This is a genomic window from Pseudomonas sp. WS 5410, assembly GCF_012985645.1.
Classification (GTDB): Bacteria; Pseudomonadota; Gammaproteobacteria; order Pseudomonadales; family Pseudomonadaceae; genus Aquipseudomonas; species Aquipseudomonas shahriarae.
In genome coordinates this window covers 217433-239957 of the sequence record NZ_JAAQWS010000007.1, presented here as the reverse complement: position 1 = coordinate 239957, position 22525 = coordinate 217433, and the positions used below count along the sequence as shown (strand labels likewise).

The 22525-nt window shown below is 63.2% G+C and carries 28 protein-coding genes; 25 read left to right on the top strand and 3 right to left on the bottom strand.

The genetic code is table 11. From position 1 onward, the window contains the following. Positions 1–349 precede the first annotated feature (349 nt). Together HBO24_RS13330 and HBO24_RS13325 are read right to left on the bottom strand one after the other, a co-directional pair. Positions 350–679, bottom strand: a complete 330-nt coding sequence (locus HBO24_RS13330) for an EscU/YscU/HrcU family type III secretion system export apparatus switch protein (RefSeq protein ID WP_057438823.1) — start codon at positions 677–679, stop codon at positions 350–352. Next, positions 676–2247 carry a flagellar hook-length control protein FliK gene (locus HBO24_RS13325; RefSeq protein ID WP_120732252.1) on the bottom strand — a complete coding sequence of 524 codons (1572 nt, stop codon included), beginning with the start codon at positions 2245–2247 and terminating at the stop codon, positions 676–678. The genes HBO24_RS13330 and HBO24_RS13325 overlap by 4 nt, the downstream gene beginning before the upstream one ends. 197 nt (positions 2248–2444) lie before the next feature. Here HBO24_RS13325 and ccmA point away from each other — a divergent pair, with 197 nt between their 5' ends. The 10 genes from ccmA (at position 2445) to HBO24_RS13275 (ending at position 9804) form a co-directional block, all read left to right on the top strand. After that, complete coding sequence (gene ccmA / locus HBO24_RS13320) at positions 2445–3080, top strand: cytochrome c biogenesis heme-transporting ATPase CcmA (protein ID WP_170059861.1); 636 nt, start codon at positions 2445–2447, stop codon at positions 3078–3080. Next, positions 3077–3745, top strand: coding sequence for a heme exporter protein CcmB (gene ccmB, locus HBO24_RS13315; protein ID WP_032859085.1), 669 nt, complete (start codon positions 3077–3079; stop codon positions 3743–3745). Before ccmA ends, ccmB begins: the two co-directional genes overlap by 4 nt. An 85-nt stretch (positions 3746–3830) precedes the next feature. Continuing rightward, positions 3831–4586, top strand: coding sequence for a heme ABC transporter permease (locus HBO24_RS13310; RefSeq protein WP_057438825.1), 756 nt, complete (start codon positions 3831–3833; stop codon positions 4584–4586). Then, positions 4583–4759, top strand: coding sequence for a heme exporter protein CcmD (ccmD, locus tag HBO24_RS13305; protein WP_170059860.1), 177 nt, complete (start codon positions 4583–4585; stop codon positions 4757–4759). Before HBO24_RS13310 ends, ccmD begins: the two co-directional genes overlap by 4 nt. Next, positions 4756–5211, top strand: a complete 456-nt coding sequence (gene ccmE, locus HBO24_RS13300; protein ID WP_169876558.1) for a cytochrome c maturation protein CcmE — start codon at positions 4756–4758, stop codon at positions 5209–5211. The genes ccmD and ccmE overlap by 4 nt, the downstream gene beginning before the upstream one ends. Before the next feature lie 3 nt (positions 5212–5214). After that, positions 5215–7203 (top strand): heme lyase CcmF/NrfE family subunit, encoded by a 1989-nt coding sequence (locus HBO24_RS13295; RefSeq protein WP_169961357.1) that lies wholly within the window; start codon positions 5215–5217, stop codon positions 7201–7203. Next, positions 7200–7736 (top strand): DsbE family thiol:disulfide interchange protein, encoded by a 537-nt coding sequence (locus HBO24_RS13290; protein WP_170059859.1) that lies wholly within the window; start codon positions 7200–7202, stop codon positions 7734–7736. The genes HBO24_RS13295 and HBO24_RS13290 overlap by 4 nt, the downstream gene beginning before the upstream one ends. Then, positions 7733–8206: a cytochrome c-type biogenesis protein gene (locus HBO24_RS13285; protein WP_057438827.1), complete on the top strand. Its 474-nt coding sequence runs from the start codon at positions 7733–7735 to the stop codon at positions 8204–8206. Before HBO24_RS13290 ends, HBO24_RS13285 begins: the two co-directional genes overlap by 4 nt. Further along, the gene (gene ccmI, locus HBO24_RS13280; protein WP_170059873.1) at positions 8199–9392 is read left to right on the top strand and encodes a c-type cytochrome biogenesis protein CcmI; all 1194 of its coding nucleotides are present in this window, start codon (positions 8199–8201) and stop codon (positions 9390–9392) included. The genes HBO24_RS13285 and ccmI overlap by 8 nt, the downstream gene beginning before the upstream one ends. A gap of 16 nt (positions 9393–9408) precedes the next feature. Beyond that, positions 9409–9804 carry a hypothetical protein gene (locus HBO24_RS13275; RefSeq protein ID WP_115127676.1) on the top strand — a complete coding sequence of 132 codons (396 nt, stop codon included), beginning with the start codon at positions 9409–9411 and terminating at the stop codon, positions 9802–9804. A 571-nt stretch (positions 9805–10375) separates the two neighbouring features. Here the strand turns inward: HBO24_RS13275 and HBO24_RS13270 are convergent. Then, entirely contained in the window at positions 10376–10705 is a 330-nt protein-coding gene (locus HBO24_RS13270; protein WP_143110378.1) for a DUF3077 domain-containing protein, read from the bottom strand. 456 nt (positions 10706–11161) lie between these two features. Here HBO24_RS13270 and phnC point away from each other — a divergent pair, with 456 nt between their 5' ends. The 15 genes from phnC to HBO24_RS13195 all read left to right on the top strand — a co-directional run bounded on the left by phnC (position 11162) and on the right by HBO24_RS13195 (position 22420). After that, positions 11162–11995 carry a phosphonate ABC transporter ATP-binding protein gene (gene phnC, locus HBO24_RS13265; protein WP_057438830.1) on the top strand — a complete coding sequence of 278 codons (834 nt, stop codon included), beginning with the start codon at positions 11162–11164 and terminating at the stop codon, positions 11993–11995. A 32-nt stretch (positions 11996–12027) separates the two neighbouring features. Beyond that, positions 12028–13029, top strand: a complete 1002-nt coding sequence (gene phnD / locus HBO24_RS13260; protein WP_115127678.1) for a phosphonate ABC transporter substrate-binding protein — start codon at positions 12028–12030, stop codon at positions 13027–13029. A gap of 248 nt (positions 13030–13277) precedes the next feature. Continuing rightward, the gene (phnE, locus tag HBO24_RS13255) at positions 13278–14060 is read left to right on the top strand and encodes a phosphonate ABC transporter, permease protein PhnE (RefSeq protein ID WP_032859104.1); all 783 of its coding nucleotides are present in this window, start codon (positions 13278–13280) and stop codon (positions 14058–14060) included. A 36-nt stretch (positions 14061–14096) separates the two neighbouring features. Beyond that, complete coding sequence (phnF, locus tag HBO24_RS13250; protein ID WP_057438832.1) at positions 14097–14801, top strand: phosphonate metabolism transcriptional regulator PhnF; 705 nt, start codon at positions 14097–14099, stop codon at positions 14799–14801. Between the two features lie 11 nt (positions 14802–14812). Next, positions 14813–15250, top strand: a complete 438-nt coding sequence (phnG, locus tag HBO24_RS13245) for a phosphonate C-P lyase system protein PhnG (RefSeq protein WP_057438833.1) — start codon at positions 14813–14815, stop codon at positions 15248–15250. Beyond that, positions 15250–15840, top strand: coding sequence for a phosphonate C-P lyase system protein PhnH (phnH, locus tag HBO24_RS13240; RefSeq protein ID WP_057438834.1), 591 nt, complete (start codon positions 15250–15252; stop codon positions 15838–15840). Before phnG ends, phnH begins: the two co-directional genes overlap by 1 nt. After that, the gene (locus HBO24_RS13235) at positions 15840–16916 is read left to right on the top strand and encodes a carbon-phosphorus lyase complex subunit PhnI (protein ID WP_169961383.1); all 1077 of its coding nucleotides are present in this window, start codon (positions 15840–15842) and stop codon (positions 16914–16916) included. Before phnH ends, HBO24_RS13235 begins: the two co-directional genes overlap by 1 nt. Then, on the top strand, positions 16909–17751 hold the full coding sequence (locus HBO24_RS13230) for an alpha-D-ribose 1-methylphosphonate 5-phosphate C-P-lyase PhnJ (RefSeq protein WP_057438836.1): 843 nt from the start codon (positions 16909–16911) through the stop codon (positions 17749–17751). Before HBO24_RS13235 ends, HBO24_RS13230 begins: the two co-directional genes overlap by 8 nt. Then, positions 17748–18521, top strand: a complete 774-nt coding sequence (gene phnK, locus HBO24_RS13225) for a phosphonate C-P lyase system protein PhnK (RefSeq protein ID WP_057438837.1) — start codon at positions 17748–17750, stop codon at positions 18519–18521. Before HBO24_RS13230 ends, phnK begins: the two co-directional genes overlap by 4 nt. Beyond that, positions 18518–19240: a phosphonate C-P lyase system protein PhnL gene (gene phnL, locus HBO24_RS13220; protein ID WP_120732262.1), complete on the top strand. Its 723-nt coding sequence runs from the start codon at positions 18518–18520 to the stop codon at positions 19238–19240. The genes phnK and phnL overlap by 4 nt, the downstream gene beginning before the upstream one ends. After that, entirely contained in the window at positions 19230–20375 is a 1146-nt protein-coding gene (locus tag HBO24_RS13215; protein ID WP_057438838.1) for an alpha-D-ribose 1-methylphosphonate 5-triphosphate diphosphatase, read from the top strand. The genes phnL and HBO24_RS13215 overlap by 11 nt, the downstream gene beginning before the upstream one ends. Continuing rightward, the gene (phnN, locus tag HBO24_RS13210; protein ID WP_057444570.1) at positions 20375–20941 is read left to right on the top strand and encodes a phosphonate metabolism protein/1,5-bisphosphokinase (PRPP-forming) PhnN; all 567 of its coding nucleotides are present in this window, start codon (positions 20375–20377) and stop codon (positions 20939–20941) included. Before HBO24_RS13215 ends, phnN begins: the two co-directional genes overlap by 1 nt. Further along, positions 20932–21681, top strand: a complete 750-nt coding sequence (gene phnP / locus HBO24_RS13205; protein WP_115127684.1) for a phosphonate metabolism protein PhnP — start codon at positions 20932–20934, stop codon at positions 21679–21681. Before phnN ends, phnP begins: the two co-directional genes overlap by 10 nt. Before the next feature lie 121 nt (positions 21682–21802). Continuing rightward, the gene (locus tag HBO24_RS13200) at positions 21803–21991 is read left to right on the top strand and encodes a type II toxin-antitoxin system HicA family toxin (protein ID WP_115127685.1); all 189 of its coding nucleotides are present in this window, start codon (positions 21803–21805) and stop codon (positions 21989–21991) included. 24 nt (positions 21992–22015) lie between these two features. Continuing rightward, positions 22016–22420, top strand: coding sequence for a type II toxin-antitoxin system HicB family antitoxin (locus HBO24_RS13195; RefSeq protein WP_057438841.1), 405 nt, complete (start codon positions 22016–22018; stop codon positions 22418–22420). Positions 22421–22525: the final 105 nt, after the last annotated feature.

Here is a 22525-nt window from a genome sequence, read left to right as displayed (position 1 = left end):
GCTCGCGAAAGCGGTGGGTCAGTCAATACATATACCGACTGACCCACCGCCATCGCAGGCAAGCCAGCTCCCACACTTGTTTTTTGTCGCCCCCACTTCCAGCACTCGCCGCAGTTCCAATGTGGGAGTTGCACAAAAGCTGACACTGTATTGATTCAAATGTGGGAGCAGGCAAGCCAGCCCACACTTATTTTTACCGCCCCCACTTCCAGCACCCGCCGCAGTTCCCATGTGGGAGCGGGCTTGCTCGCGAAAGCGGTGGGTCAGTCAATACATGTACCGACTGACCCACCGCTTTCGCGAGCAAGCCCGCTCCCACATTTTTTGATCTGTGTGCATCCTCGAAACGTCAGTAATCATCCCCGCGCGCCGTCACATCCCGCTCCATTGGCTCGGCATTCGGGTCATACCCCGCGGGGAACTTGCCTTTGAGCGTCCAGGCAAACGCAATAATCTCGGCGATGGTGCGGTACAGCTCTTCGGGAATGCTGTCACCCAACTCCATGCGCGCCAGCAGTTTCACCAGCTCGGCATTTTCATAAATCGGGACTTCATGTTCGCGCGCCAACTTCAGGATGGCTTCGGCCAGGGCGTCGTCGCCTTTGGCGGTCAGGGCGGGGGCGGCTTTGCCGTCGTATTTGAGGGCGATGGCCTGGCGTGGTGGGTTGGGGTTTTTCATGCGGTTTCATCCACCCAGCGTTGTTCCAGCCCGGTCTTTGGCCCGCGGGGCGGGGTGCCGAGGTGGCAGTCGAGGTCGCCGACATTGAGGCCCGACGACACCAGGCGCTCGCGCAGGCTGCCCAGGTGGCTTTCGATCAGGCTGGCGGTGTAGGGGCGGGTGGCCCATAGCTGGCTGGACAGTTTGCCCTGGCTCAATTGTGCCTGGACCTGCAAGGGGCCCAGGGGCTCCATGTCGAAGGCCAGTTCCACGCGCCACAGCATCTTCTTCGCGTCGCGTTCGATCTTGCGTTCCGGCTCGTCCTTGTCCGGCGCCGGCTCTTCGCGCTGGAACTTGACCTGCAGCGGCACGATGTCTTGCAAGGTGCGCATGGGGATTTCCAGTTGCCAGGTGGTTTGCAGGCGGCCATCGGCGGTGGTGCCACTCTGTTCCAGGCTCGACAGTTGATGGCTCTGCAAGCGCGAGATGGCGCCGGCGGCCAGGCGCAGCAGGTTTTCCAGGCTGTTTTCACCGTCCAGGCGCTGCAGCAGGCGCTCCGGCAATGGGAAACCGCCCGGCGCGTTGCGGGCGCCCACCTGGCCGAGGGTACCCAGCGGGCTGCGGACAAAGCTGGGCAGCATCTGCGCCAGGGTATTGGCGGCCAGGATTGCATTGAGGTTGGTGTTGGCGGGCAGGGCGGGTAGCAATTCGTTGACCAGGCGCAGCAGGCTGCCCTTCATATCCAGCGGCGGCACTTGCGGGTTTTGCCCGGCCAGCAGCTTGGCTTCAAGGAACACGCCGCTGTTGTGCAGCAGTTGCGCCAGCACCCTGGGGTTGCTGACCTGCGCCACATCCGGCAGCCCGGCCAGCAGGCGATCGACGGCGGCGCGCAATTGTGCGGAGGTGTCATCGGGCAGGTTTTTCAGGGCATTGAACACCCCTTCCAGCGAGGCCTGGCGGCTTTGCTGGGCGGCCAGTTGCTGGCTGACCGCCAGTTGATCGCGCAGCCCGCTCAGGGGCACGAAATCCAGGGTCTGCGCACCCTGCACCACGGCACTCAACAAGCTACCGACGCGCAGCGGTTGCGGGCTTTCCAGGGTCAGGGTGGTACCGCTCAGGGCGTTGTTGAGCACCGACACCAGCGAACGGTATAGCGCCGGTTGCCCGGCGCCCTGGGGCAGCATCTGCGAGGTCAGCACCTTGGCCTGGAGCAAGGTGCCCACCGGCAACTGGTGGGTGTCGATGCGGGTCAGGGCGGCAACATTGGCGCTGAGGGCCTGCTGCAGGCTGATCGCCAGGTCGCCCGATGCCGTCTGGCTCACCGCCACGTTGCTGCCCAGGGGCAGTGGCTGGCTGCTCGCGGCCTGCACCAGGGTTTGCCGGCCACCTTCAAGGGTCAGCTTGAGCAACAGCTGAAAGGCTTCACCGCCTTGCTTGAGCGCCAGGACCTCGGCGTTCACGGTTTTGCCGGCGTCGATCAACCCAGTCTGCGGCTCCAGCAGTTTCAGCAGTTCGCCCACCGCAGGCGCAGGCCTGGGCCCGGAGGCCGGGGCAGGGGGCAGGGTCGGAAGGTTGATGTCACCGGTCATCGTGGCCGCCGTCTCAAGGAAATTGCCCTCTTTAGAGTAGGGCATCACATGTATAATGCCGCCCGTCTTCAAAGAGCGGGTCAAAAACATCTCAACTGATTGATCCAGCTCTCTAAAACAGGCCGCCAATGCAGTTATTGTGCATCTCTTTAACGGCCGTTCCACCGCCGACTTGAACCGTAAAGGCCCGCGATCTTGTGACCAGCCCCCTACTTGAAGCCGTTGTGCTTGCCTGTGAGCGAGACCTGCGGATGTTGTTCGAACACCTCGAGTTGCGGCTGTCGGCGGGCGACATGGTGCAGATCAGCGGCCCCAACGGCAGTGGCAAGACCAGCCTGCTGCGCCTGCTGGCCGGTTTGATGCAGCCCACGGCAGGCCAGGTGCGCCTCAATGGCAAGCCGCTGCAAGAGCAACGCACGGAGCTGGCGCGCAATCTGGTGTGGATCGGCCACGCTGCGGGGATCAAGGATGTGCTGACGGCCGAAGAAAACCTCAGTTGGCTCAGCGCCCTGCATCATCCGGCCCCGCGTGCATCCATCTGGCAGGCCCTGGCGGCCGTCGGGCTCAAGGGCTTCGAAGATGTGCCGTGCCATACCCTGTCAGCCGGCCAGCAGCGCCGGGTGGCCCTGGCCCGCCTGTACCTGGAGGGCCCGCCGTTGTGGATCCTCGACGAACCCTTCACCGCCCTCGACAAGCAGGGCGTGGCGCAGCTCGAAGAACACCTGGCCCGGCATTGCGAGCAAGGTGGCATGGTGGTCCTCACTACCCACCACACCTTGACCCGCATGCCTGCCGGTTACCGCGACCTGGACCTGGGACGGTGGTCGGTATGAGTGTATTTGCCCTGTTGGTCGCCCGCGAAGCCCGTTTGCTGTGTCGCCGCCCGGCTGAACTGGCCAACCCGCTGGTGTTCTTCGCGATTGTCATCGCGTTGTTCCCGTTGGCGGTCGGTCCTGAGACTAAACTGTTGCAAACCTTGTCTCCGGGACTGGTGTGGGTCGCGGCCCTTTTGTCCGTCCTGCTCTCGCTGGACGGGCTGTTTCGCAGTGATTTTGAAGATGGTTCCCTTGAACAGTGGGTCCTTTCGTCGCACCCCCTGCCTCTTCTGGTTCTGGCCAAGGTACTGGCACACTGGGCCTTCTCCGGCCTGGCACTGGTCCTGCTCGCACCGCTGCTGGCGATGATGCTGGGCCTGCCCGCCGAATGCCTGCCCGTCTTGCTGGCCTCGTTGTTGCTAGGTACCCCGGTGCTGAGCCTGCTGGGGGCGGTGGGTGCAGCACTGACGGTGGGCCTGAAACGTGGGGGGCTGTTGCTGGCCTTGCTGATTCTGCCTTTGTATATCCCGGTATTGATCCTGGGCAGCGGCGCCTTGCAGGCCGCGCTCATGGGGATGCCGGCGACCGGTTACCTCTTGTGGCTTGGCAGCCTGACCGCCCTGGCGGTAACCCTGACACCCTTTGCTATAGCGGCCGGCCTGAAGATCAGCGTCGGCGAATAATGAGGTCTGACCCGGTATTTTCACTGCGTCAGTAAAGACCCTAAGCTTCTTGCAACGACAAGAAGCAACCGTGATGGAAACAGCAATGAACTGGACCTGGTTTCACAAGCTCGGCTCGCCCAAGTGGTTCTACGGGATCAGCGGCAAAATGCTGCCCTGGCTCGCCGTCGCCGCCTTCCTGCTGATCGGTATTGGCCTGGTCTGGGGCCTGGCCTTCGCACCACCGGACTACCAGCAGGGCAACAGCTTTCGCATCATCTATATCCACGTGCCCGCCGCGCTGCTGGCCCAGTCCTGCTACGTGATGCTCGCGGTGTGCGGCATTGTCGGGCTGGTGTGGAAGATGAAGCTGGCCGACGTCGCCCTGCAATGCGCGGCGCCCATCGGTGCGTGGATGACCGCGGTGGCGCTGCTCACCGGGGCAATCTGGGGCAAACCGACCTGGGGCTCGTGGTGGGTCTGGGATGCGCGACTAACGTCCATGTTGATTCTGCTGTTTCTGTACTTCGGTCTGATTGCCCTGGGCAACGCGATCAGCAATCGTGACAGCGCCGCCAAGGCCTGCGCGGTGCTGGCGATTGTCGGCGTGATCAATATCCCGATCATCAAGTACTCGGTGGAGTGGTGGAACACCCTGCACCAGGGCGCCACCTTCACCCTCACTGAAAAACCGGCGATGCCCGTGGAAATGTGGGCGCCGCTACTGCTGATGGTCCTGGGCTTCTACTGCTTCTTCGGCGCAGTGTTGCTGATGCGCATGCGCCTCGAAGTGCTCAAGCGTGAAGCCCGCACCAGTTGGGTCAAGGTCGAAGTGCAAAACAGCCTGGGAGCCCGTGGATGAGTTTCGCCTCTTTCAGTGATTTTCTCGCCATGGGCCACCACGGCCTGTACGTCTGGACCGCCTATGGCATCAGCCTGGCAGTCCTGGCCCTCAACGTTGTTGCGCCGATCGTGGCCCGCAAGCGTTACCTGCAACAAGAGGCGCGTCGTCTGCGCCGGGAGACCGATAAGTGAATCCGCTGCGTAGAAAGCGTCTGTTGATCATCCTTGCCATCCTGGTGGGCGTCGGCATAGCCGTAGGCCTGGCCTTGAGTGCCCTGCAGCAGAACATCAACCTGTTCTACACCCCGACCCAGATCGCCAATGGCGAAGCGCCGCAAGACACGCGGATCCGTGCCGGTGGCATGGTCGAGGCCGGTTCCCTGAAGCGCTCCGGCGACTCCCTGGACGTGACCTTCGTGGTTACCGACTTCAACAAATCCGTGACCATCACCTACCGCGGCATCCTCCCGGACCTGTTCCGCGAAGGGCAGGGCATCGTGGCTCTGGGCAAGATCAACGCCCAGGGCGTGGTGGTGGCCGATGAAGTGCTGGCCAAGCACGATGAGAAATACATGCCGCCGGAAGTGACCAAGGCCCTCAAAGACAGCGGCCAATCCGCGCCCACCCCAGCCAAGGAGGGTTAAGCAATGACCTCTACATTGTTTATTCCCGAGTTGGGCCAATTGGCGATGATCCTCGCCCTGTGCTTTGCCATCGTCCAGGCCATCGTCCCGCTGCTGGGCGCCTGGCGCGGCGACCGGCTGTGGATGAGCCTGGCGCAGCCCGCCGCCTGGGGCCAGTTCGCGTTCCTGGCGTTCGCCTTCGGTTGCCTGACGTACGCGTTTATGACCGACGACTTTTCCGTCGCCTATGTGGCCAGCAACTCCAACAGCGCCTTGCCCTGGTACTACAAGTTCAGCGCCGTGTGGGGGGCCCACGAAGGCTCTCTGCTGTTGTGGGCCCTGATCCTCGGCGGCTGGACCTTTGCCGTGTCGGTGTTCTCCCGGCAGTTGCCGCAAGTCATGCTGGCGCGGGTGCTGGCGGTGATGGGCATGATCAGCATCGGCTTTTTGCTGTTCCTGATCATGACCTCCAACCCGTTCGAGCGGATCTTGCCGCAGATTCCCGTGGACGGTCGCGACCTCAACCCGTTGCTGCAGGATATCGGCCTGATCGTCCACCCGCCGATGCTGTACATGGGCTATGTGGGCTTCTCCGTGGCCTTCGCCTTTGCCATCGCCGCCTTGCTCGGCGGGCGTCTTGATGCCGCCTGGGCGCGCTGGTCGCGGCCATGGACCATCGTCGCCTGGGCTTTCCTCGGCATCGGCATCACCCTGGGCTCGTGGTGGGCCTATTACGAACTCGGCTGGGGCGGCTGGTGGTTCTGGGACCCGGTGGAAAACGCCTCCTTCATGCCCTGGCTGGTGGGCACGGCGTTGATCCACTCCCTGGCCGTCACCGAAAAACGCGGCGTGTTCAAGAGCTGGACCGTGTTGCTGGCCATTGCCGCCTTCTCCCTGAGCCTGCTGGGCACGTTCCTCGTGCGTTCCGGCGTGCTGACCTCGGTGCACGCGTTCGCCGCCGACCCTGAGCGTGGTGTGTTCATCCTGATCTTCCTGCTCTGCGTGGTGGGCGGTTCGCTGACCCTGTTTGCCCTGCGCGCGCCGGTGGTCAAGAGCCACGTGGGCTTCAACCTGTGGTCGCGGGAAACCCTGCTGCTGGGTAATAACCTGGTGCTGATCGTTGCGGCCTCGATGATCCTGCTGGGCACTCTGTACCCGCTGGTGCTCGATGCCCTGACCGGCGCCAAGCTGTCGGTCGGCCCGCCGTACTTCAACGCGTTGTTCATTCCGTTGATGGGCCTGCTGATGGTGGTAATGGCCATCGGCGTGCTGGTGCGCTGGAAAGACACCCCGGTCAAATGGCTGCTGGGCATGTTGATCCCCGTGCTGCTGGGCAGTGCTGCACTGTCGGTGGTTGCCGGGATTGCCTACGGCGACTTCAACTGGGCAGTGCTCGCCACCTTTATGCTCGCGGCCTGGGTGTTGCTGGCCGGCGTGCGCGATATCTTCGACAAGACCCGGCACAAGGGCCTGATCAAAGGCCTGCCAACCCTGACCCGCAGCTACTGGGGCATGCAGATCGCGCACATCGGTATCGCCGTGTGCGCCCTGGGCGTGGTGTTGTCCAGCCAGAACAGCGCCGAGCGCGACCTGCGCCTGGCCCCTGGCGAGTCCATGGACCTGGCCGGCTACCAGTTCGTCTTCGAAGGCGCCAAGCACTTCGAAGGGCCGAACTTCACCTCCGACAAAGGCACCGTGCGTGTGCTGCGCAACGGCAAGCAAATCGCCGTGCTGCACCCGGAAAAACGCCTGTACACCGTACAGAGTTCGATGATGACCGAAGCCGGGATCGACGCCGGGTTCACCCGTGACCTGTATGTCGCCTTGGGCGAACCCCTGGGCGAGGGCGCCTGGGCCGTGCGGGTCCACGTCAAGCCGTTTGTGCGCTGGATCTGGTTCGGCGGCCTGCTGACCGGCTTCGGTGGTTTGCTGGCAGCGATGGACCGGCGTTACCGGGTCAAGGTCAAGAGCCGGGTGCGTGAAGCCCTCGGCATGCAGGGAGCGGCGGTATGAAGCGTTGGTTGATGGTATTGCCACTGGCGGTGTTTCTGCTGGTCGCGGTGTTTTTGTATCGCGGCCTGTACCTGGACCCGGCCGAGCTGCCGTCGGCGATGATCGGCAAGCCGTTCCCGGAGTTCTCGTTGCCTACGGTGCAGGGCGATAAAACCCTGACCCAGGCAGACCTGATCGGCAAACCGGCGCTGGTCAACGTGTGGGCCACTTGGTGCATCTCCTGCCGCGTGGAGCACCCGGTGCTGAACAAGCTGGCGGAGAAGGGCGTGGTGATCTACGGCATCAACTACAAGGACGACAATGCAGCGGCCTTGAAGTGGCTGGCGGAATTCCACAACCCATACCAATTGGACGTGCGCGATGAAGACGGCAACCTGGGCTTGAACCTCGGCGTCTACGGTGCCCCGGAAACCTTCTTTATCGACGCCAAGGGCGTGATCCGCGACAAGTTCGTGGGGGTGATCGACGAAGTGGTCTGGCGCGAACAACTGGCGGCCAAGTACCAGGCCCTGGTGGACGAGGCCAAGCCATGAAGCGTTGGTTGACCGCCGCAGTACTGGCCCTGGGCCTGGTGGGCGTGGCCCATGCCGCCATCGACACCTACGAGTTTGCCCGCGATGGCGACCGTGAGCGTTTCCGCGAGCTGACCAAGGAACTGCGCTGCCCCAAGTGCCAGAACCAGGACATCGCCGACTCCAACGCACCGATTGCTGCCGACCTGCGCAAAGAGATTTTCCGCATGCTGGGCGAGGGCAAGGACAATCAGCAGATCATCGACTTCATGGTCGATCGCTATGGTGATTTTGTCCGCTACAAGCCGGCGCTGACCAGCAAGACCGCCTTGCTCTGGTTTGGCCCCGCCGCCCTGTTGCTGGGTGGCCTGGTGGTCATGGCCGTGATCGTCCGCCGTCGCCGTGCGGCGCCTACCGATGGTTCTGATGCGCTATCTGCCCAAGAGCGCCAACGCCTCGACCAACTGCTGGACAAAAAAACTGATGATTGATTTCTGGCTCGCAGCTGGCCTGCTGCTCCTGGTTGCCTTGAGTTTCCTGTTGATCCCGGTGTTGCGCGTACGTCGCGCCCAGCGTGAAGAAGACCGCACCGCGTTGAACGTCGCGCTGTATCAGGAACGTGTTGCTGAACTGCAAACCCAACAAAGCGAAGGCGTGCTCAACGCGGCGCAACTCGATACCGGCCGCGCCGAAGCCGCCCGTGAATTGCTGGCCGATACCGAAGGCGTGGAAAAGCCCCGCGAATCGCGCCTTGGCAAGCCGCTGCCACTGCTGGCCGCCGTGCTGGTGCCGGTGTTGGGCCTGGGGCTGTACCTGCATTACGGCGCCATCGACAAGGTTGAACTGACCCGCGAATTCGCCCAGCCGCCGGTATCCCTTGCCGACATGACCCAGCGCCTGGAACGGGCTGCGGCGGCGCAACCGGATTCGGCCGAAGGCTTGTACTTCCTGGGTCGCGCCTACATGGCTCAGGATCGTTCGGTCGACGCGGCCAAGGTCTTCGAGCGCACCGTGGCCCTGGCCGGTCGCCAGCCCGAGTTGCTCGGGCAGTGGGCCCAGGCACAGTACTTTGCCAACAACAAACAGTGGTCGCCGCAGCTTCAGGCCCTGACTGACGAAGCGTTGAAACTCGACCCGAAGGAAGTCACCAGCCTTGGCCTGTTGGGCATCGCCGCCTTTGAAGGGCAGCGTTACCAGGAAGCCATCGACTACTGGAACCGTCTGTTGGCCTTGTTGCCGGAGAAAGACAACTCCCGCTCAGCGCTGCAAGGTGGCATCGACCGCGCGGCCGAGAAGTTGAAAGAGGGCGGCGGTGCCGTCGCGCCAACTGCCAAGACCGCCGTGATGAAAGTACGCGTGGACCTGGCGGCAGACGTCAAAGCCCGCGCTCTGCCGACTGACAGCGTATTCATCTTCGCCCGCGCCGTTTCCGGCCCGCCGGCGCCATTGGCCGCCAAGCGTGTCACCGTGGCCGACCTGCCGGTGACCGTCGAACTGGGCGATGCCGATGCGATGATGCCGCAGTTGAAACTGTCCAACTTTCCCGAAGTCCAACTGGTTGCGCGCATCTCACGGGCCGGTCAACCGACTGCCGGCGAGTGGATCGGCCGCAGTCAACCCCTGGCCAGCAGCACCACCGCGACCCAGCAGTTGACCATCGACAGTCCGGATCAATAATTTCGAGGAAATCCCCATGACCGCCATCGCTCGTATCACCCTGCTCAGTCTGGTCTTGGGCTTGAGCGCTTGCGCGGTCCATCGGCCACCTCCAGCTCCTACGGGCCCGACCATTCCACCGTCGGGCCCTTCGACCCAGCCGGTAACCAAACCTTCCGGCCCGGTCACCGCCCCCGCCAAGCCCTTGCCCAGCAAGTCCCCAACCTTCGCCCCACCCCCCGGCGCTGCCAGCCACTGGGACGGCAAGATGCAGGTGTACGTGCTGGACGAGCAACCGGACACCTTCTACCGCCAGCGCACCTACTACCGCTGGAGCAACGGCTGGAGCCGCTCCATCAGCCCGAATGGGCCATGGGAAGAGACGAATGTGCAGGGTGTACCGCCGGGGTTGAGCAAGCAGTACGCAAAATGATCTAAGGCGACCTTCAAACGGTCGCCTTTTTTATGATTTGAAATCCAATTCAAATGTGGGAGCCGGCTTGTCGGGTCGCCGCTTAGGTATCTACACGACTTGCTCTTTTTGGTTATTGGGTGTGAGTACATATCCGTTGCTGCGGTTATGGCGGCTATTGGTTCCGCCCTTACGGCGGGTCACTTTCGAAGAGCGCGAAAGTAACCAAAGCGCTTTTGCCCCACCACTCGGTGCCTCGCCTAGGCTCGGCATGCCCGCAGTCAGGCATTGCTCCGTGGGCCCGCCGCGATCGGCCATCCCTGGCCGTGTCGCGGCTACCCCGGCATCCATGCCGGGGTGCCCACTGCGCAATACCTGCCTGCGGCCATCGTGGTTTAACGGGGCGCCTAAGATCAAAAGCCAGATCAAAAGCAGAGCAACAGCAACAGCAACAGCAATGCCAAAGCGCGAAGCTGCATTCCCCCCTGTGGGAGCTGGCTTGCCTGCGAAGGCGGTGTATCGGCCAATACATTTATCGACTGATACACCGCCATCGCAGGCAAGCCAGCCCCCACAGGGATTCACTTGGCCGTCAGGCCGCCGGGCATTCCCGGTGCAACGCTGCCTCGACTAACAACTGCGCCATCTCGATCAATTGCACCACCGCCATCACCTGCTTACGGCTCGAGCCTTCAAGATGCTCGGTGCAGTCGTACGCACTGACCGCCGCCGACTCGAGCATTTCACAGGCGTTGCTCAACGCTTCTTCGGTGCTGAGACCGGCACGTACGGTGAAGAGTTTTTCTGACGAGGCAGATACAAGCTGCGAATGCAGTGCGTAATGCTTGAGCGCACGTTGGGCGGCTTCGTGGAGTTTGCTGTTGTTCAGGGAGTAGGGCGGGCTAGGCGTGACTTTTTTCATACGGTTGCTCCTGGAGTTAAAGGAGCCGCCACAATCACTTCCACATGATGGGTGGCGATTGTACGCAGGTGTGGAAGACCGGACTCCAGGACCCCGGCGCACCCGAAGGTGCCCCGCGCACAGCCGCCATATCGCTGCGTGAAAAAGGGCGACGACCGAGGAATGGAGACCCGGCAGGGCTGGGCCCTCCTGCGTACAGCTCGCCCAGCATGATGTGTGCCTGTTAAATGATGAGCCGTAGGGAAAGTCCTGTTTTGATCATTCCCACACGGAGCATGGGAGCGATCCTCATATGCATGGGAATTGTCCTTCAGTTGTTCCAACCTTTCATAAAACTTTCATCAAACCGCCCTCCTGCAGTCATGTGCAAGTCATAGCCCTGACACCTCCCGCGCCTACTGTCGTTTGAACTCAAACGCAGCCACGCAAGGCTGTTCAAACCAGACAGAGAAGCCCATGACTCCCGCTATCCATGTCGATCGCCTGAACAAGACCTTTGCGAAGAAAACCGCGCTGGTCGACCTCGAACTCACCATCGCCAGCGGCGAGATGGTCGCCCTGATCGGTGCATCCGGTTCCGGCAAGTCCACGTTGTTGCGCCACCTTGCGGGGCTGGCCTGTTGCGACAAGGGCAACGGCGGCAGCGTCAAGGTGCTGGGCCGAGAGGTGCAGGCCAGTGGGCGGTTGAATGGCAAGGTGCGGCGGTTGCGCGCGGATATTGGCTATATCTTCCAGCAGTTCAACCTGGTCAATCGCCTGAGTGTGATCGACAACGTGCTGCTTGGTTGCCTGGGCCGCATGCCGCGCTGGCGCGGCAACCTCGGGTTGTTCAATGCCGAGGAAAAGCAATGTGCCATGGAGTCCCTGGCGCGGGTTGGCCTGGCGGACCTCGCCCAGCAGCGGGCCTCGACCCTGTCCGGTGGCCAGCAGCAGCGCGTGGCGATTGCCCGGGCCTTGACCCAGCGTGCCGAAGTGATCCTGGCCGACGAGCCGATTGCCTCCCTGGACCCGGAGTCTGCGCGCAAGGTCATGGAGATCCTCGCCGATATCAACCGCCGCGACGGCAAGACTGTAGTCGTGACCCTGCATCAAGTCGATTACGCCATGCGTTATTGCCCACGGGCCGTGGCGCTCAAGGGCGGGCGCATTCATTTCGACGGGCAGGGCCGCGAGATGAGCAGCCAGTTCCTCAACGATCTGTACGGTGCCGACGTCGACACCAGCCTGATGTTTTCCGAACCGCCGCGCCGTTCCGAACTTCCCCAGCGCCTGGCCCTGGCCCGCGCTTGAACCTCCATTCACGATCCCTAGGAGTCGCCTGTATGTTGAACCGTATCGGTCATGTTTTCCTGTCTGCCGTGTTGTTGGCCAGCGTCGCCTTGGGCAATGCCCAGGCCGCTGACAAGGCCATCAACTTCGGCATCATGTCCACCGAGTCTTCGCAGAACCTCAAGAGCATCTGGCAGCCGTTCCTCGATGACATGCACAAGAAGACCGGCCTGACCATCAACGCCACCTTCGCCTCCGACTACGCTGGCCTGATCCAGGGCATGCGCTTCAACAAGGTCGATGTGGCCTGGCTCGGCAACAAGGCAGCGATGGAGGCGGTGGACCGCTCCAACGGCGAGATCTTCGCCCAGACCGCTGCCGCCAACGGCGCCGCCGGCTACTGGAGCCTGCTGATCGTACGCAAGGACAGCCCGCTCAACTCCGTCGAAGACATGCTCAAGAACGCCAAGAACCTGACCTTCGGCAATGGCGACCCAAACTCCACCTCCGGCTACCTGGTGCCGGGCTACTACGTGTTCGCCAAGAACAACGTGGATGCCGGCACCGCCTTCAAGCGCACCCTCAACTCCAGTCATGAAGTCAACGCACTGAGCGTGGCCAAGGGGCAGTTGGACGTGGCTACCTTCAACACCGAAAGCTGGGACCGCCTGGAAGTGACCCAGCCGGACAAGGCCGCGCAACTCAAGGTGATCTGGAAGTCGCCGCTGATCCCCGCCGACCCGATGGTGTGGAGCAAGGCCCTGACTGACAGTGAGAAGACCAAGATCCGCGATTTCTTTGCCAACTACGGTGACACCGAGGCAGAGAAAGCGGTGTTGAAGAACATGCAATTGGGCAAGTTCCTCGCGTCCAACGACGACCAGTTGCTGCCGATCCGCCAGTTGGAGCTGTTCAAGCAGCGCACCACCATCAGCGCCGACAGCAAGTTGGCCGAGGCGGATAAAGCCAAGAAGCTGGCGCAGATCGACGCCGACCTGGCCACGCTGCAGCAGCGCCTGAGCGAGCTGGACAAGAAACCCGACGCCAACGGCTAACCCCCTGTTGGAGCTGGGCCTATGTGGGAGCGGGCTTGCCCTGATGCCGATCAGTTAAGCGAACGCAATGCTCAAAGCAACGAAGATCAAATGTGGGAGCGGGCTTGCTCGCGAAGACGTCGGCCCAGCAAACATTGATGTTGACTGACCCACCGCTTTCGCGAGCAAGCCCGCTCCCACACACACATAGCTCCCACACAAGCGGGTTCCCCCATAGGCCCCGCTCCAGTAATTATCGAGAGTGATCCATGACGACCTTGCACGCTGAAGCCGTGGGTAAAAGAACCTGGCCGCAATACCTCGGCTGGGGCCTGTTCCTGGTGCTGCTGGCCTGGGCCTGGAAAGGCGCGGAAATGAACCCGCTGGCGCTGTACCGCGATTCGGGAAACATGGCGACCTTCGCCGCTGACTTCTTCCCGCCGGACTTCCACGAGTGGCGCTCCTACCTCAAGGAAATGATCGTCACCGTGCAAATCGCCCTGTGGGGCACGGTGCTGGCGATTGTCTGCTCGGTGCCCCTGGGCATCCTCTGCGCCGACAACATCACGCCCTGGTGGATTCACCAACCCCTGCGCCGGGTGATGGATGCCTTCCGCTCGATCAACGAAATGGTGTTCGCCATGTTGTTCGTGGTGGCGGTCGGCCTTGGTCCATTTGCCGGGGTACTGGCCCTGTGGATCAGCACCACCGGGGTACTCGCCAAGCTGTTTGCCGAAGCCGTCGAGGCCATCGACCCCGGCCCCGTGGAAGGTGTACGCGCCACCGGTGCCAGCGCCTTGCAAGAGGTGATCTATGGCGTGATCCCGCAAGTCATGCCGCTGTGGGTGAGCTACGCGCTGTACCGCTTCGAGGCCAATGTGCGCTCGGCGACGGTGGTGGGCATGGTCGGCGCTGGCGGCATCGGCGTGATCCTGTGGGAGAACATCCGCGCCTTCCAGTTCGTACAGACCTGCGCGGTGCTGCTGGTGATCATCGTGGTGGTGAGCCTGATCGACGTGCTGTCCCAACGCCTGCGCAAGCGGTTTATCTGACCTTGGAGGGGTGCCTGCGGGCGCTTTTTTTAAAGCATGCAGTTGTCTAGACAAGATGAACCGGTGTACCGCGAACTCGCCGATATCCTGCGCCGTGAACTCAGCGGCTACCAGGCCGGGGAGTTCCTGCCGGGCGAAGTGCAGTTGGCCGAGCGCTTTGGCGTCAACCGCCACACCCTGCGCCGCGCCATTGATGAGCTGGTGTTCGAAGGCAGCCTGCTGCGCCAGCAGGGCAAAGGCACGCAGGTGCTGGACCGGCCGCTGATTTACCCGATGGGCGCCGACACCGCCTACAGCCAATCGCTGTCGGCCCAGGGCCATGGCGTGCAGGCGCTGCTGCTCAAGCGCCGCTACTGCTACGCCAGCCGCGAAGAAGCGCAGCACCTGGGCATCGCCGAAATGGCGCCGATGATCGAGCTGCAAACCCTGCGCAAGCTCGACCAGCAGCCCGTCAGCCTGATCCGTCATCGCTACTGCGCCAGCCACGCGCCGTTGCTGGCGGATTACAACGGCGGCTCCCTGCGTCAGTACCTGCGCGAGCGCGACCTGCCGTTGACCCGCACCCAGAGCCTGATCGGTGCGCGCTTGCCCAACCGCGACGAAGCCGCGCTGCTGATGATGCCCCGGCATCTGCCGGCACTCACGGTATTCACCCTTTCCCGCGATCGCGATGGCCGCCCGGTGGAGCTGGCGCAGTCCACCAGCCGTTCGGATCGCTTCCAGTACCAGGTGGTGACTTGATGGAGACCCCGATGAATCTGTCCCCGCGTCAGCATTGGATTGGCGTACTTGCCCGCGCCCAGCTCAATGAATTGCAACCCCACGAAGCGGCATTGAAGGACGCCGAGTACCAACTGATCCGCGCCCCGGAAATCGGCATGACCCTGGTGCGTGGGCGCATGGGTGGCAATGGCGCGCCATTCAACGTCGGTGAAATGACGGTGACCCGCTGTGTGGTGCGCCTGGCCGATGGCCGCACCGGCTACAGCTACCTGGCCGGGCGCGACAAGGTCCACGCCGAACTGGCGGCCCTGGCCGATGCCCATCTGCAAAACGCGCAACCGAGCCCGTGGCTCAGCGATTTGATCAGCGCACTGGCCCAGGCCCAAGCCCGGCGCCGCGCGCAAAAAGAAGCCGACACTGCGGCGACCAAGGTCGAGTTCTTCACCCTGGTGCGAGGAGAAAACTGATGCACGCTCAATTATTGCAGCCGGCGTTTGTCGACCCGGTGCTGGATGCCCAGCGCAGCTTTCGCGCGGCGCTCAAGGCCTTGGCCGAACCGGGTTTGATCCAGCACCTGCCGGCAGCCCCGCACCTCGATGGCCTGGCGCCCGCCACCTATGCCTTGTGCCTGGCGCTGCTGGATGTCGACACGCCGCTATGGCTGGCACCGGCGTTCGACACGCCACTGATCCGCGCCAACCTGGCCTTCCACTGTGGCTGCCCGTTGGTTGCGCGTCGGGAGGAGGCCGCGTTTGCCTTGCTCGGCGAGCCGGACCTGCTCGACCTCAGCGGCTTCGATCACGGCAATGATCGCTACCCCGACCAGTCCTGCACCTTGCTGGTCCAGCTTAGCGACCTGGAGGCCGGGCGCGCCTTGCTCTGGCGCGGCCCGGGCATCCAGGCCCAGTGCCGGGTGCAGGTGCCGGTGCCGTCGGCTTTCTGGTTGGAGCGCCAGCGCCGCGAGGCCTTCCCCCGTGGCCTGGACGTGTTGTTCAGCGCCGGCCATCACCTGCTCGGCCTGCCGCGCAGCAGCCGCATCACACAGGAGCACGCCTGATGTACGTAGCCGTCAAGGGTGGCGAACAGGCCATCGACAATGCCCACCGCCTGCTGGCGAAAAAACGCCGGGGCGATACGGGGGTTCCCGAACTGAGTGTCGAGCAGATCCGCCAGCAACTGCCCCTGGCCGTGGCGCGGGTGATGAGTGAAGGCTCGCTGTACGACGAAGAACTGGCGGCACTGGCGATCAAGCAGGCGGCGGGGGACCTGGTAGAAGCGATCTTCCTGCTGCGCGCCTACCGCACTACATTGCCGCGCTTCAGCCCGAGCCTGCCGATCGACACCGCGCAGATGTCGTTGAGCCGACGGTTGTCAGCCACCTTCAAGGACGTGCCCGGCGGCCAGTTGCTCGGCCCGACCTTCGATTACACCCATCGCCTGCTGGATTTCGCGCTGCTGGCCGAGGGTGAGTATCCAGGCCCGCAGACCACGGCGGATGCGCGCCTCGAACCGTGTCCACGGGTGCTGGGGTTGCTGGCCAAAGAGGGCTTGATCAAGCACGAAGCCGACGACCACGCCAGCGTCGCTGATATCACCCGCAACCCGCTGGAGTTCCCTGCCAGCCGTGCCGAGCGCCTGCAGGCCCTGGCTCGCGGCGATGAAGGTTTTTTGTTGGCGCTGGGCTATTCGACCCAGCGTGGCTATGGGCGCAATCACCCGTTTGCCGGGGAGATTCGCATCGGTGAAGTCGAGGTATGGATCGATCCTGAAGAACTGGGCTTTGCCATCTGCCTGGGCAGCATCGAAGTCACCGAGTGCGAGATGGTCAACCAGTTTGTCGGCTCGGCCACCGAGTTGGCGCAGTTCACCCGCGGCTATGGCCTGGCGTTCGGGCATGCCGAGCGCAAGGCCATGGGCATGGCCCTGGTGGACCGCTCGCTGCGTGCCGAGGAGTACAGCGAAGAGATTGTCTCGCCGGCCCAGCGCGAAGAATTCGTGCTGGCCCACTGCGACAACGTTGAGGCCGCCGGTTTTGTCTCGCACCTCAAATTGCCTCACTACGTGGACTTCCAGGCCGAACTGGAACTGATCCGCAAACTGCGCCAACCGGCCGAGGGCACCCGCCATGAATGACGCCGCCTACAACTTCGCCTACCTCGACGAACAGACCAAACGCATGATCCGTCGCGCCTTGCTCAAGGCCGTGGCGATTCCCGGTTACCAAGTGCCGTTCGGTGGTCGCGAGATGCCGCTGCCCTATGGTTGGGGCACCGGCGGCATGCAATTGACGGCGGCGATCCTCGGTGCCGACGACGTGCTCAAGGTCATCGACCAGGGCGCCGACGACACCACCAACGCCGTGTCCATCCGGCGCTTTTTTGCGCGCACCGCCGGTATCGCCACCACCGAAGCCACCCCCGACGCCACAGTGATCCAGACCCGCCACCGCATCCCGGAAACCCCGCTGCAGGCCGGGCAGATCATGGTCTACCAAGTGCCGATCCCCGAGCCGCTGCGCTTTATCGAGCCCTCGGAAACCGAGACCCGCACCATGCACGCCCTCAACGACTATGGGGTGATGCACGTAAAACTCTACGAAGACATCGCCACCTTCGGCCATATCGCCACCGCTTATGCCTACCCGGTGATGGTCGACGAGCGCTATGTGATGGACCCTTCGCCGATCCCCAAATTCGACAACCCGAAACTCGACATGAGCCCGGCGCTGATGCTGTTCGGTGCCGGCCGCGAAAAGCGCCTGTACGCGGTGCCGCCGTACACCCAGGTCAGCAGCCTGGACTTCGAGGATCACCCCTTTGAAGTGCAGACGTGGGACCACCACTGCGCCATCTGCGGTAGCCATGACTCGTTCCTCGATGAACTGATCCTCGACGACGCCGGCACCCAGAGTTTTGTGTGTTCCGACACCTGGTACTGCGCCCAACGGGTCAAGGAGAACAACCAGTGAGCCAGCCCTTATTGCAAGTGCGCGACCTGTCCCTGCTGTACGGCCTGGAGAAGGGCTGTCAGGACGTGAGTTTTGATCTGTACCCCGGTGAGGTGCTGGGGATTGTCGGCGAGTCCGGTTCGGGTAAATCCACCTTGCTCTCGCTGCTGAGCGGGCGCTTGCCGCCCCAGGCCGGCAGCGTCGGCTATCGCAGCAAGGACGGCGAATGGCTGGACCTCTACAGCGCCAGCGAAGCCGAACGCCGCACTTTGCTGCGCACCGAATGGGGCTTCGTTGAACAGAACCCCCGCGACGGCCTGCGCATGGGCGTGTCGGCCGGCGCCAACATTGGCGAGCGCCTGATGGCCCAGGGCGTGCGCAATTACCAGCAACTGCGTGGCGCCGGCCTGGACTGGCTGGGCCAGGTGGAGATCGACCCGCAGCGCATCGACGACCTGCCGCGCACCTTCTCTGGCGGCATGCAGCAGCGCCTGCAAATCGCCCGCAACCTCGTTTCCAGCCCGCGCCTGGTGTTTATGGATGAGCCCACCGGTGGCCTGGACGTGTCGGTGCAGGCGCGCCTGCTCGACCTGCTGCGCGGCCTGGTACGTGAGCTGGACCTGGCGGTGGTGATCGTCACCCATGACCTGGCGGTGGCGCGCCTGCTGGCCGATCGCCTGATCGTGATGCGCCGCTCGCGGGTGGTGGAAACCGGGCTGACGGATCAGATCCTCGACGATCCACAGCACCCTTACTCTCAACTGCTGGTGTCTTCGGTATTGCAGCCATGACGAATGCCTTGATCGAGGTCCGTGACCTCTCGAAAACCTTCACCTTGCACCAGCAGAACGGCGTGGTGCTCAACGTGCTGCGCGGGGTGGCGTTCAGCGTGCAGGGCGGTGAATGCCTGGTGCTGCACGGCCAGTCCGGTGCGGGTAAAAGCACCTTGCTGCGCACCTTGTATGGCAACTACCTGCCGGCCGGGGGCAGCATCCGCGTGCGCCATGCCGGTCAGTGGCTGGAGCTGGTGGGCGCTGCCCCCCGGGAGGTTCTCGAGGTACGCCAGCAGACCCTGGGCTATGTCAGCCAGTTTTTGCGGGTGATCCCACGGGTCGCCTGCCTGGATGTGGTGATGGAGCCCGCGCTGGCCCGTGGCTGGACGAAGGCTGACGCCCAGGCCCGTGCCGAGCATTTGCTGGCGCGCCTGAATATCCCCCGGCGCCTGTGGCAGTTGGCGCCGGGCACCTTCTCCGGGGGCGAGCAGCAGCGGGTCAATATCGCGCGCGGCTTCATGGTGGCCTGGCCGGTGATGTTGCTCGACGAGCCGACGGCCTCCCTGGATGACCGCAACCGTCAGGTTGTCCTGGAACTGATCAACGAAGCCAAGGCCGGCGGTGCCGCACTGATTGGCATCTTCCATGACCGTGCCGCCCGTGAGGCGGTGGCTGACCGCCATTTGGACATGACGCCCGCTGTGATTACCGACGAGGACTACGCCGATGCCCGCTGAACAGATCCTCAGCAATGCCCAACTGGTCACTGCTGATCGTGTATTTCTCGGCAGTGTGCTGCTGCGTGACGGGGTGATTGTTGACCTCGCCGAAGGCCGCAGCCAGTTACCCCACGCCCAGGACCTGGGCGGTGATTTCCTGCTGCCGGGGCTGGTGGAGTTGCACACCGACAATCTGGAAAAACACATGACCCCGCGCCCCGGCGTGGACTGGCCATCGACCTCGGCCGTGCTCAGCCATGACGCGCAGATCATCGCGGCCGGTATCACCACGGTGTTCGATGCGGTGTCCATCGGCGACGTGAACCCCAAGGGCAATCGCATGCAGAAGCTGCCGGCGATGCTCAATGCCATTGCCTCGACGCAGGAAGCCGGCCTGACCCGCGCCGAACACCGCCTGCACCTGCGTTGCGAGCTGTGCCACCCGGACACCTTGAGTGTGTTCCGCGATCTGGTGGAAAACCCGCTGGTGCAACTGGTGTCGGTGATGGACCACTCGCCGGGCCAGCGCCAGTTTGTGCTGGAGTCCAAGTACCGCGAGTACTACATGGGCAAATACCATTTGAATGATGAAACCATGGACGCGTTCGTGCTGTTGCAAATGGCCAACTCCAAGGCCTACAGCGACCGCTACCGCGCCGCGATCGTCGAGCATTGCCTGGCGCGTGGCCTGTCGGTGGCCAGCCATGACGACGCGACCCTGGCCCATGTCGAGGAGTCGGCGCGCTATGGCATGAACATCGCCGAGTTCCCCACCACCCTGGAAGCGGCGCGCGGTTGCCGGCAACTGGGGATGAAAGTGCTGATGGGCGCGCCGAACGTGGTGCGCGGCGGTTCCCACTCGGGTAATGTGGCCGCCGCCGGCCTGGCTGCTGAAGGATTGCTGGATATACTTTCCAGTGACTACTACCCGGCCAGCCTGTTGCCAGCGGCCTTTGCCCTGGCGGCCCAGGACAATGACTGCGATCTGCCCCAGGCGATCAAGATGATCAGCCTGGCCCCTGCACAGGCGGCGGGCATCAAGGATCGCGGGGAAATTGCCGTCGGCCTGCGTGCGGACCTGGTGCAAGCCAGGGCCCAGGGCGGGCTGCCGGTAGTCCAACAAGTCTGGCGACAAGCCAAGAGGGTGTTTTGATGGTGGGCAGGTTGATCTATCTCATCGGGCCATCGGGTTCGGGCAAGGACAGCCTGTTGGAAGCCGCGCGCGGGCCATTGGCCGAGCGCGGTTGCCGCATCGTGCGACGGGTCATCACTCGTTCGGCGGAAGCGGTGGGCGAGGCCGCCCAGGGTGTAAGCCCCGCGCAATTCGCCGCGCTGCAAGCCGAGGGCGGCTTTGCCCTCAGTTGGCATGCCAATGGCCTGTCTTATGGCATTCCACGGCAGATCGACGACTGGCTGGCGGCCGGCGACGATGTGCTGGTCAATGGCTCCCGTGGCCACCTGGCGCAGACCCGCGCACGTTATCCGACGCTGTTGGTGGTGCTGCTGACGGTGGACCAGGCGGTGTTGCGCCAGCGTTTGCTGGCGCGGGGCCGTGAGTCGGTGGCAGACATCGACGCGCGCCTGGCGCGCAATGCGCAGTTCAGCGACAGCCTGCAGGCAGCGCCTGGTGTGTTCCTGCTGGATAACTCCGGGCCGTTGGTGCATACCGTCGCCCGGTTGCTCGATTGCCTGGAGGAGGGGCACTCGGCATGCGCCTGACCCTGCTGGGCACCGGCGACGCCCGCCAAGTCCCGGTGTATGGCTGCGAATGCGCGGCCTGCACCCTGGCGCGCAGCGATGAACGCCTGCGCCGCCGCGAGTGCAGCGCGCTGATCGAGTGCGGTGAGCAACGCTGGTTGATCGACAGCGGGCTGACGGACCTCACCGAGCGTTTCCCGCCACGCAGCTTCAACGGCATTCTGCAGACCCACTACCATGCCGATCACGCCCAGGGCCTGCTGCACCTGCGCTGGGGCCAGGGCCTGATCATTCCGGTGCATGGCCCGGCAGACCCCGAGGGCCTGTCGGACCTCTACAAGCATCCCGGCATCCTCGATTTCAGCCAGCCCTTCGCCGAGTTCGAGACCCGCCAGTTTGGCGAGCTGACGGTCACCGCGTTGCCCCTGCAACATTCCAAGCCGACCTTCGGCTACCTGCTGCAAGGGCAGGGACGGCGCCTGGCCTACCTGACCGACACCACGGGCCTGCCCCCGGCGACCCTCGACTGGTTGCGGCGCGAGCCTCTGGACGTACTGGTCATCGACTGCTCCATGCCACCGCAACCCCAGGCGCCGCGCAATCACAATGACCTGACCCTGGCCCTGCAATGCATCGACGCGTGCGGCGCCGAGCTTGGCGTGCTGACCCACGTCGGGCACACCCTGGATGCCTGGCTGTTGCAGCATCGCGGTGAACTGCCACCGCATGTGACGGTGGGCTGGGATGGGCGGGTGCTTTAGCTCCATGCCTGGGGCTTTTCAATATCCGGCAAAACAACCGTCAGTCTGCTCTGAAAAATCTGTGCTTGAGTAAAGATAACTCTGGAGTTATTTTTGTTCGGGCCGGAGCAAGGAGGCTGTGGTGCAAAGCAGGCTATTGATCAAGGAACTGCAAGAGGCGGGCTGGGTGTTGGATCGGGTCACGGGCAGTCATCACATTTTCACCCATCGCTATAACCCGTACACGATACCGGTGCCCCATCCCAAGAAGGATCTGCCCTTGGGCACCGTGCGAAGTATCCGGCAACGTGCTGGGTTGTTTTCGTTCTAGGTCGGTTTTTTCAGGAGAATATTCATGCAATACCCAATCTGTATCGAATGGGGCGATGACTTTACCGCCACCGGTATCCAGATCCCCGATATTCCAGGCGCGGTGACGGCCGGGGACAGTTTTGAAGAGGCTTACAACGCCGCCGTCGAAGTGGCTCACATCCTGTTGCAGGAGCTGGCTGGCGAAGGCCGCGCGATTCCGATGCCGACCTCGGTGGCGACGCACCACGGCAATGAGGAGTACGCCGGGATGGGCTGGGGGATGCTCGAGCTCGATATCTCGCCTTACCTGGGCAAGACCGAGAAGGTCAATGTCACGTTGCCGGGGTATGTGATCCAGCGTATTGACCGTTATGTGCGCGAACACAAGGTCAAAAGCCGCTCGTCATTCCTGGCGGATGCGGCGCTGGAGAAGTTGGTGCGCTCTTGAAAACGGTGAGTTCGGTGGTGGGGCGTCGAAGCTAAAATGTAGAGCGGATATTTCGTGGGACGGCGAGGATTTGGATTAAGAAACGTGTGTCTTTTTTGCGTTTTC

Excerpts from the sequence above, each read along its gene's own strand:
- HBO24_RS13330 (WP_057438823.1), bottom strand. The coding sequence starts at position 679 with ATGAAAAACCCCAACCCACCACGCCAGGCCATCGCCCTCAAATACGAC.
- HBO24_RS13325 (WP_120732252.1), bottom strand. The coding sequence starts at position 2,247 with ATGACCGGTGACATCAACCTTCCGACCCTGCCCCCTGCCCCGGCCTCC.
- ccmB (WP_032859085.1), top strand. The coding sequence starts at position 3,077 with ATGAGTGTATTTGCCCTGTTGGTCGCCCGCGAAGCCCGTTTGCTGTGT.
- HBO24_RS13310 (WP_057438825.1), top strand. The coding sequence starts at position 3,831 with ATGAACTGGACCTGGTTTCACAAGCTCGGCTCGCCCAAGTGGTTCTAC.
- ccmD (WP_170059860.1), top strand. The coding sequence starts at position 4,583 with ATGAGTTTCGCCTCTTTCAGTGATTTTCTCGCCATGGGCCACCACGGC.
- HBO24_RS13295 (WP_169961357.1), top strand. The coding sequence starts at position 5,215 with ATGACCTCTACATTGTTTATTCCCGAGTTGGGCCAATTGGCGATGATC.
- HBO24_RS13290 (WP_170059859.1), top strand. The coding sequence starts at position 7,200 with ATGAAGCGTTGGTTGATGGTATTGCCACTGGCGGTGTTTCTGCTGGTC.
- HBO24_RS13285 (WP_057438827.1), top strand. The coding sequence starts at position 7,733 with ATGAAGCGTTGGTTGACCGCCGCAGTACTGGCCCTGGGCCTGGTGGGC.
- ccmI (WP_170059873.1), top strand. The coding sequence starts at position 8,199 with ATGATTGATTTCTGGCTCGCAGCTGGCCTGCTGCTCCTGGTTGCCTTG.
- HBO24_RS13275 (WP_115127676.1), top strand. The coding sequence starts at position 9,409 with ATGACCGCCATCGCTCGTATCACCCTGCTCAGTCTGGTCTTGGGCTTG.
- HBO24_RS13270 (WP_143110378.1), bottom strand. The coding sequence starts at position 10,705 with ATGAAAAAAGTCACGCCTAGCCCGCCCTACTCCCTGAACAACAGCAAA.
- phnC (WP_057438830.1), top strand. The coding sequence starts at position 11,162 with ATGACTCCCGCTATCCATGTCGATCGCCTGAACAAGACCTTTGCGAAG.
- phnD (WP_115127678.1), top strand. The coding sequence starts at position 12,028 with ATGTTGAACCGTATCGGTCATGTTTTCCTGTCTGCCGTGTTGTTGGCC.
- phnE (WP_032859104.1), top strand. The coding sequence starts at position 13,278 with ATGACGACCTTGCACGCTGAAGCCGTGGGTAAAAGAACCTGGCCGCAA.
- phnF (WP_057438832.1), top strand. The coding sequence starts at position 14,097 with ATGCAGTTGTCTAGACAAGATGAACCGGTGTACCGCGAACTCGCCGAT.
- phnG (WP_057438833.1), top strand. The coding sequence starts at position 14,813 with ATGAATCTGTCCCCGCGTCAGCATTGGATTGGCGTACTTGCCCGCGCC.
- phnH (WP_057438834.1), top strand. The coding sequence starts at position 15,250 with ATGCACGCTCAATTATTGCAGCCGGCGTTTGTCGACCCGGTGCTGGAT.
- HBO24_RS13235 (WP_169961383.1), top strand. The coding sequence starts at position 15,840 with ATGTACGTAGCCGTCAAGGGTGGCGAACAGGCCATCGACAATGCCCAC.
- HBO24_RS13230 (WP_057438836.1), top strand. The coding sequence starts at position 16,909 with ATGAATGACGCCGCCTACAACTTCGCCTACCTCGACGAACAGACCAAA.
- phnL (WP_120732262.1), top strand. The coding sequence starts at position 18,518 with ATGACGAATGCCTTGATCGAGGTCCGTGACCTCTCGAAAACCTTCACC.
- HBO24_RS13215 (WP_057438838.1), top strand. The coding sequence starts at position 19,230 with ATGCCCGCTGAACAGATCCTCAGCAATGCCCAACTGGTCACTGCTGAT.
- phnN (WP_057444570.1), top strand. The coding sequence starts at position 20,375 with ATGGTGGGCAGGTTGATCTATCTCATCGGGCCATCGGGTTCGGGCAAG.
- phnP (WP_115127684.1), top strand. The coding sequence starts at position 20,932 with ATGCGCCTGACCCTGCTGGGCACCGGCGACGCCCGCCAAGTCCCGGTG.
- HBO24_RS13195 (WP_057438841.1), top strand. The coding sequence starts at position 22,016 with ATGCAATACCCAATCTGTATCGAATGGGGCGATGACTTTACCGCCACC.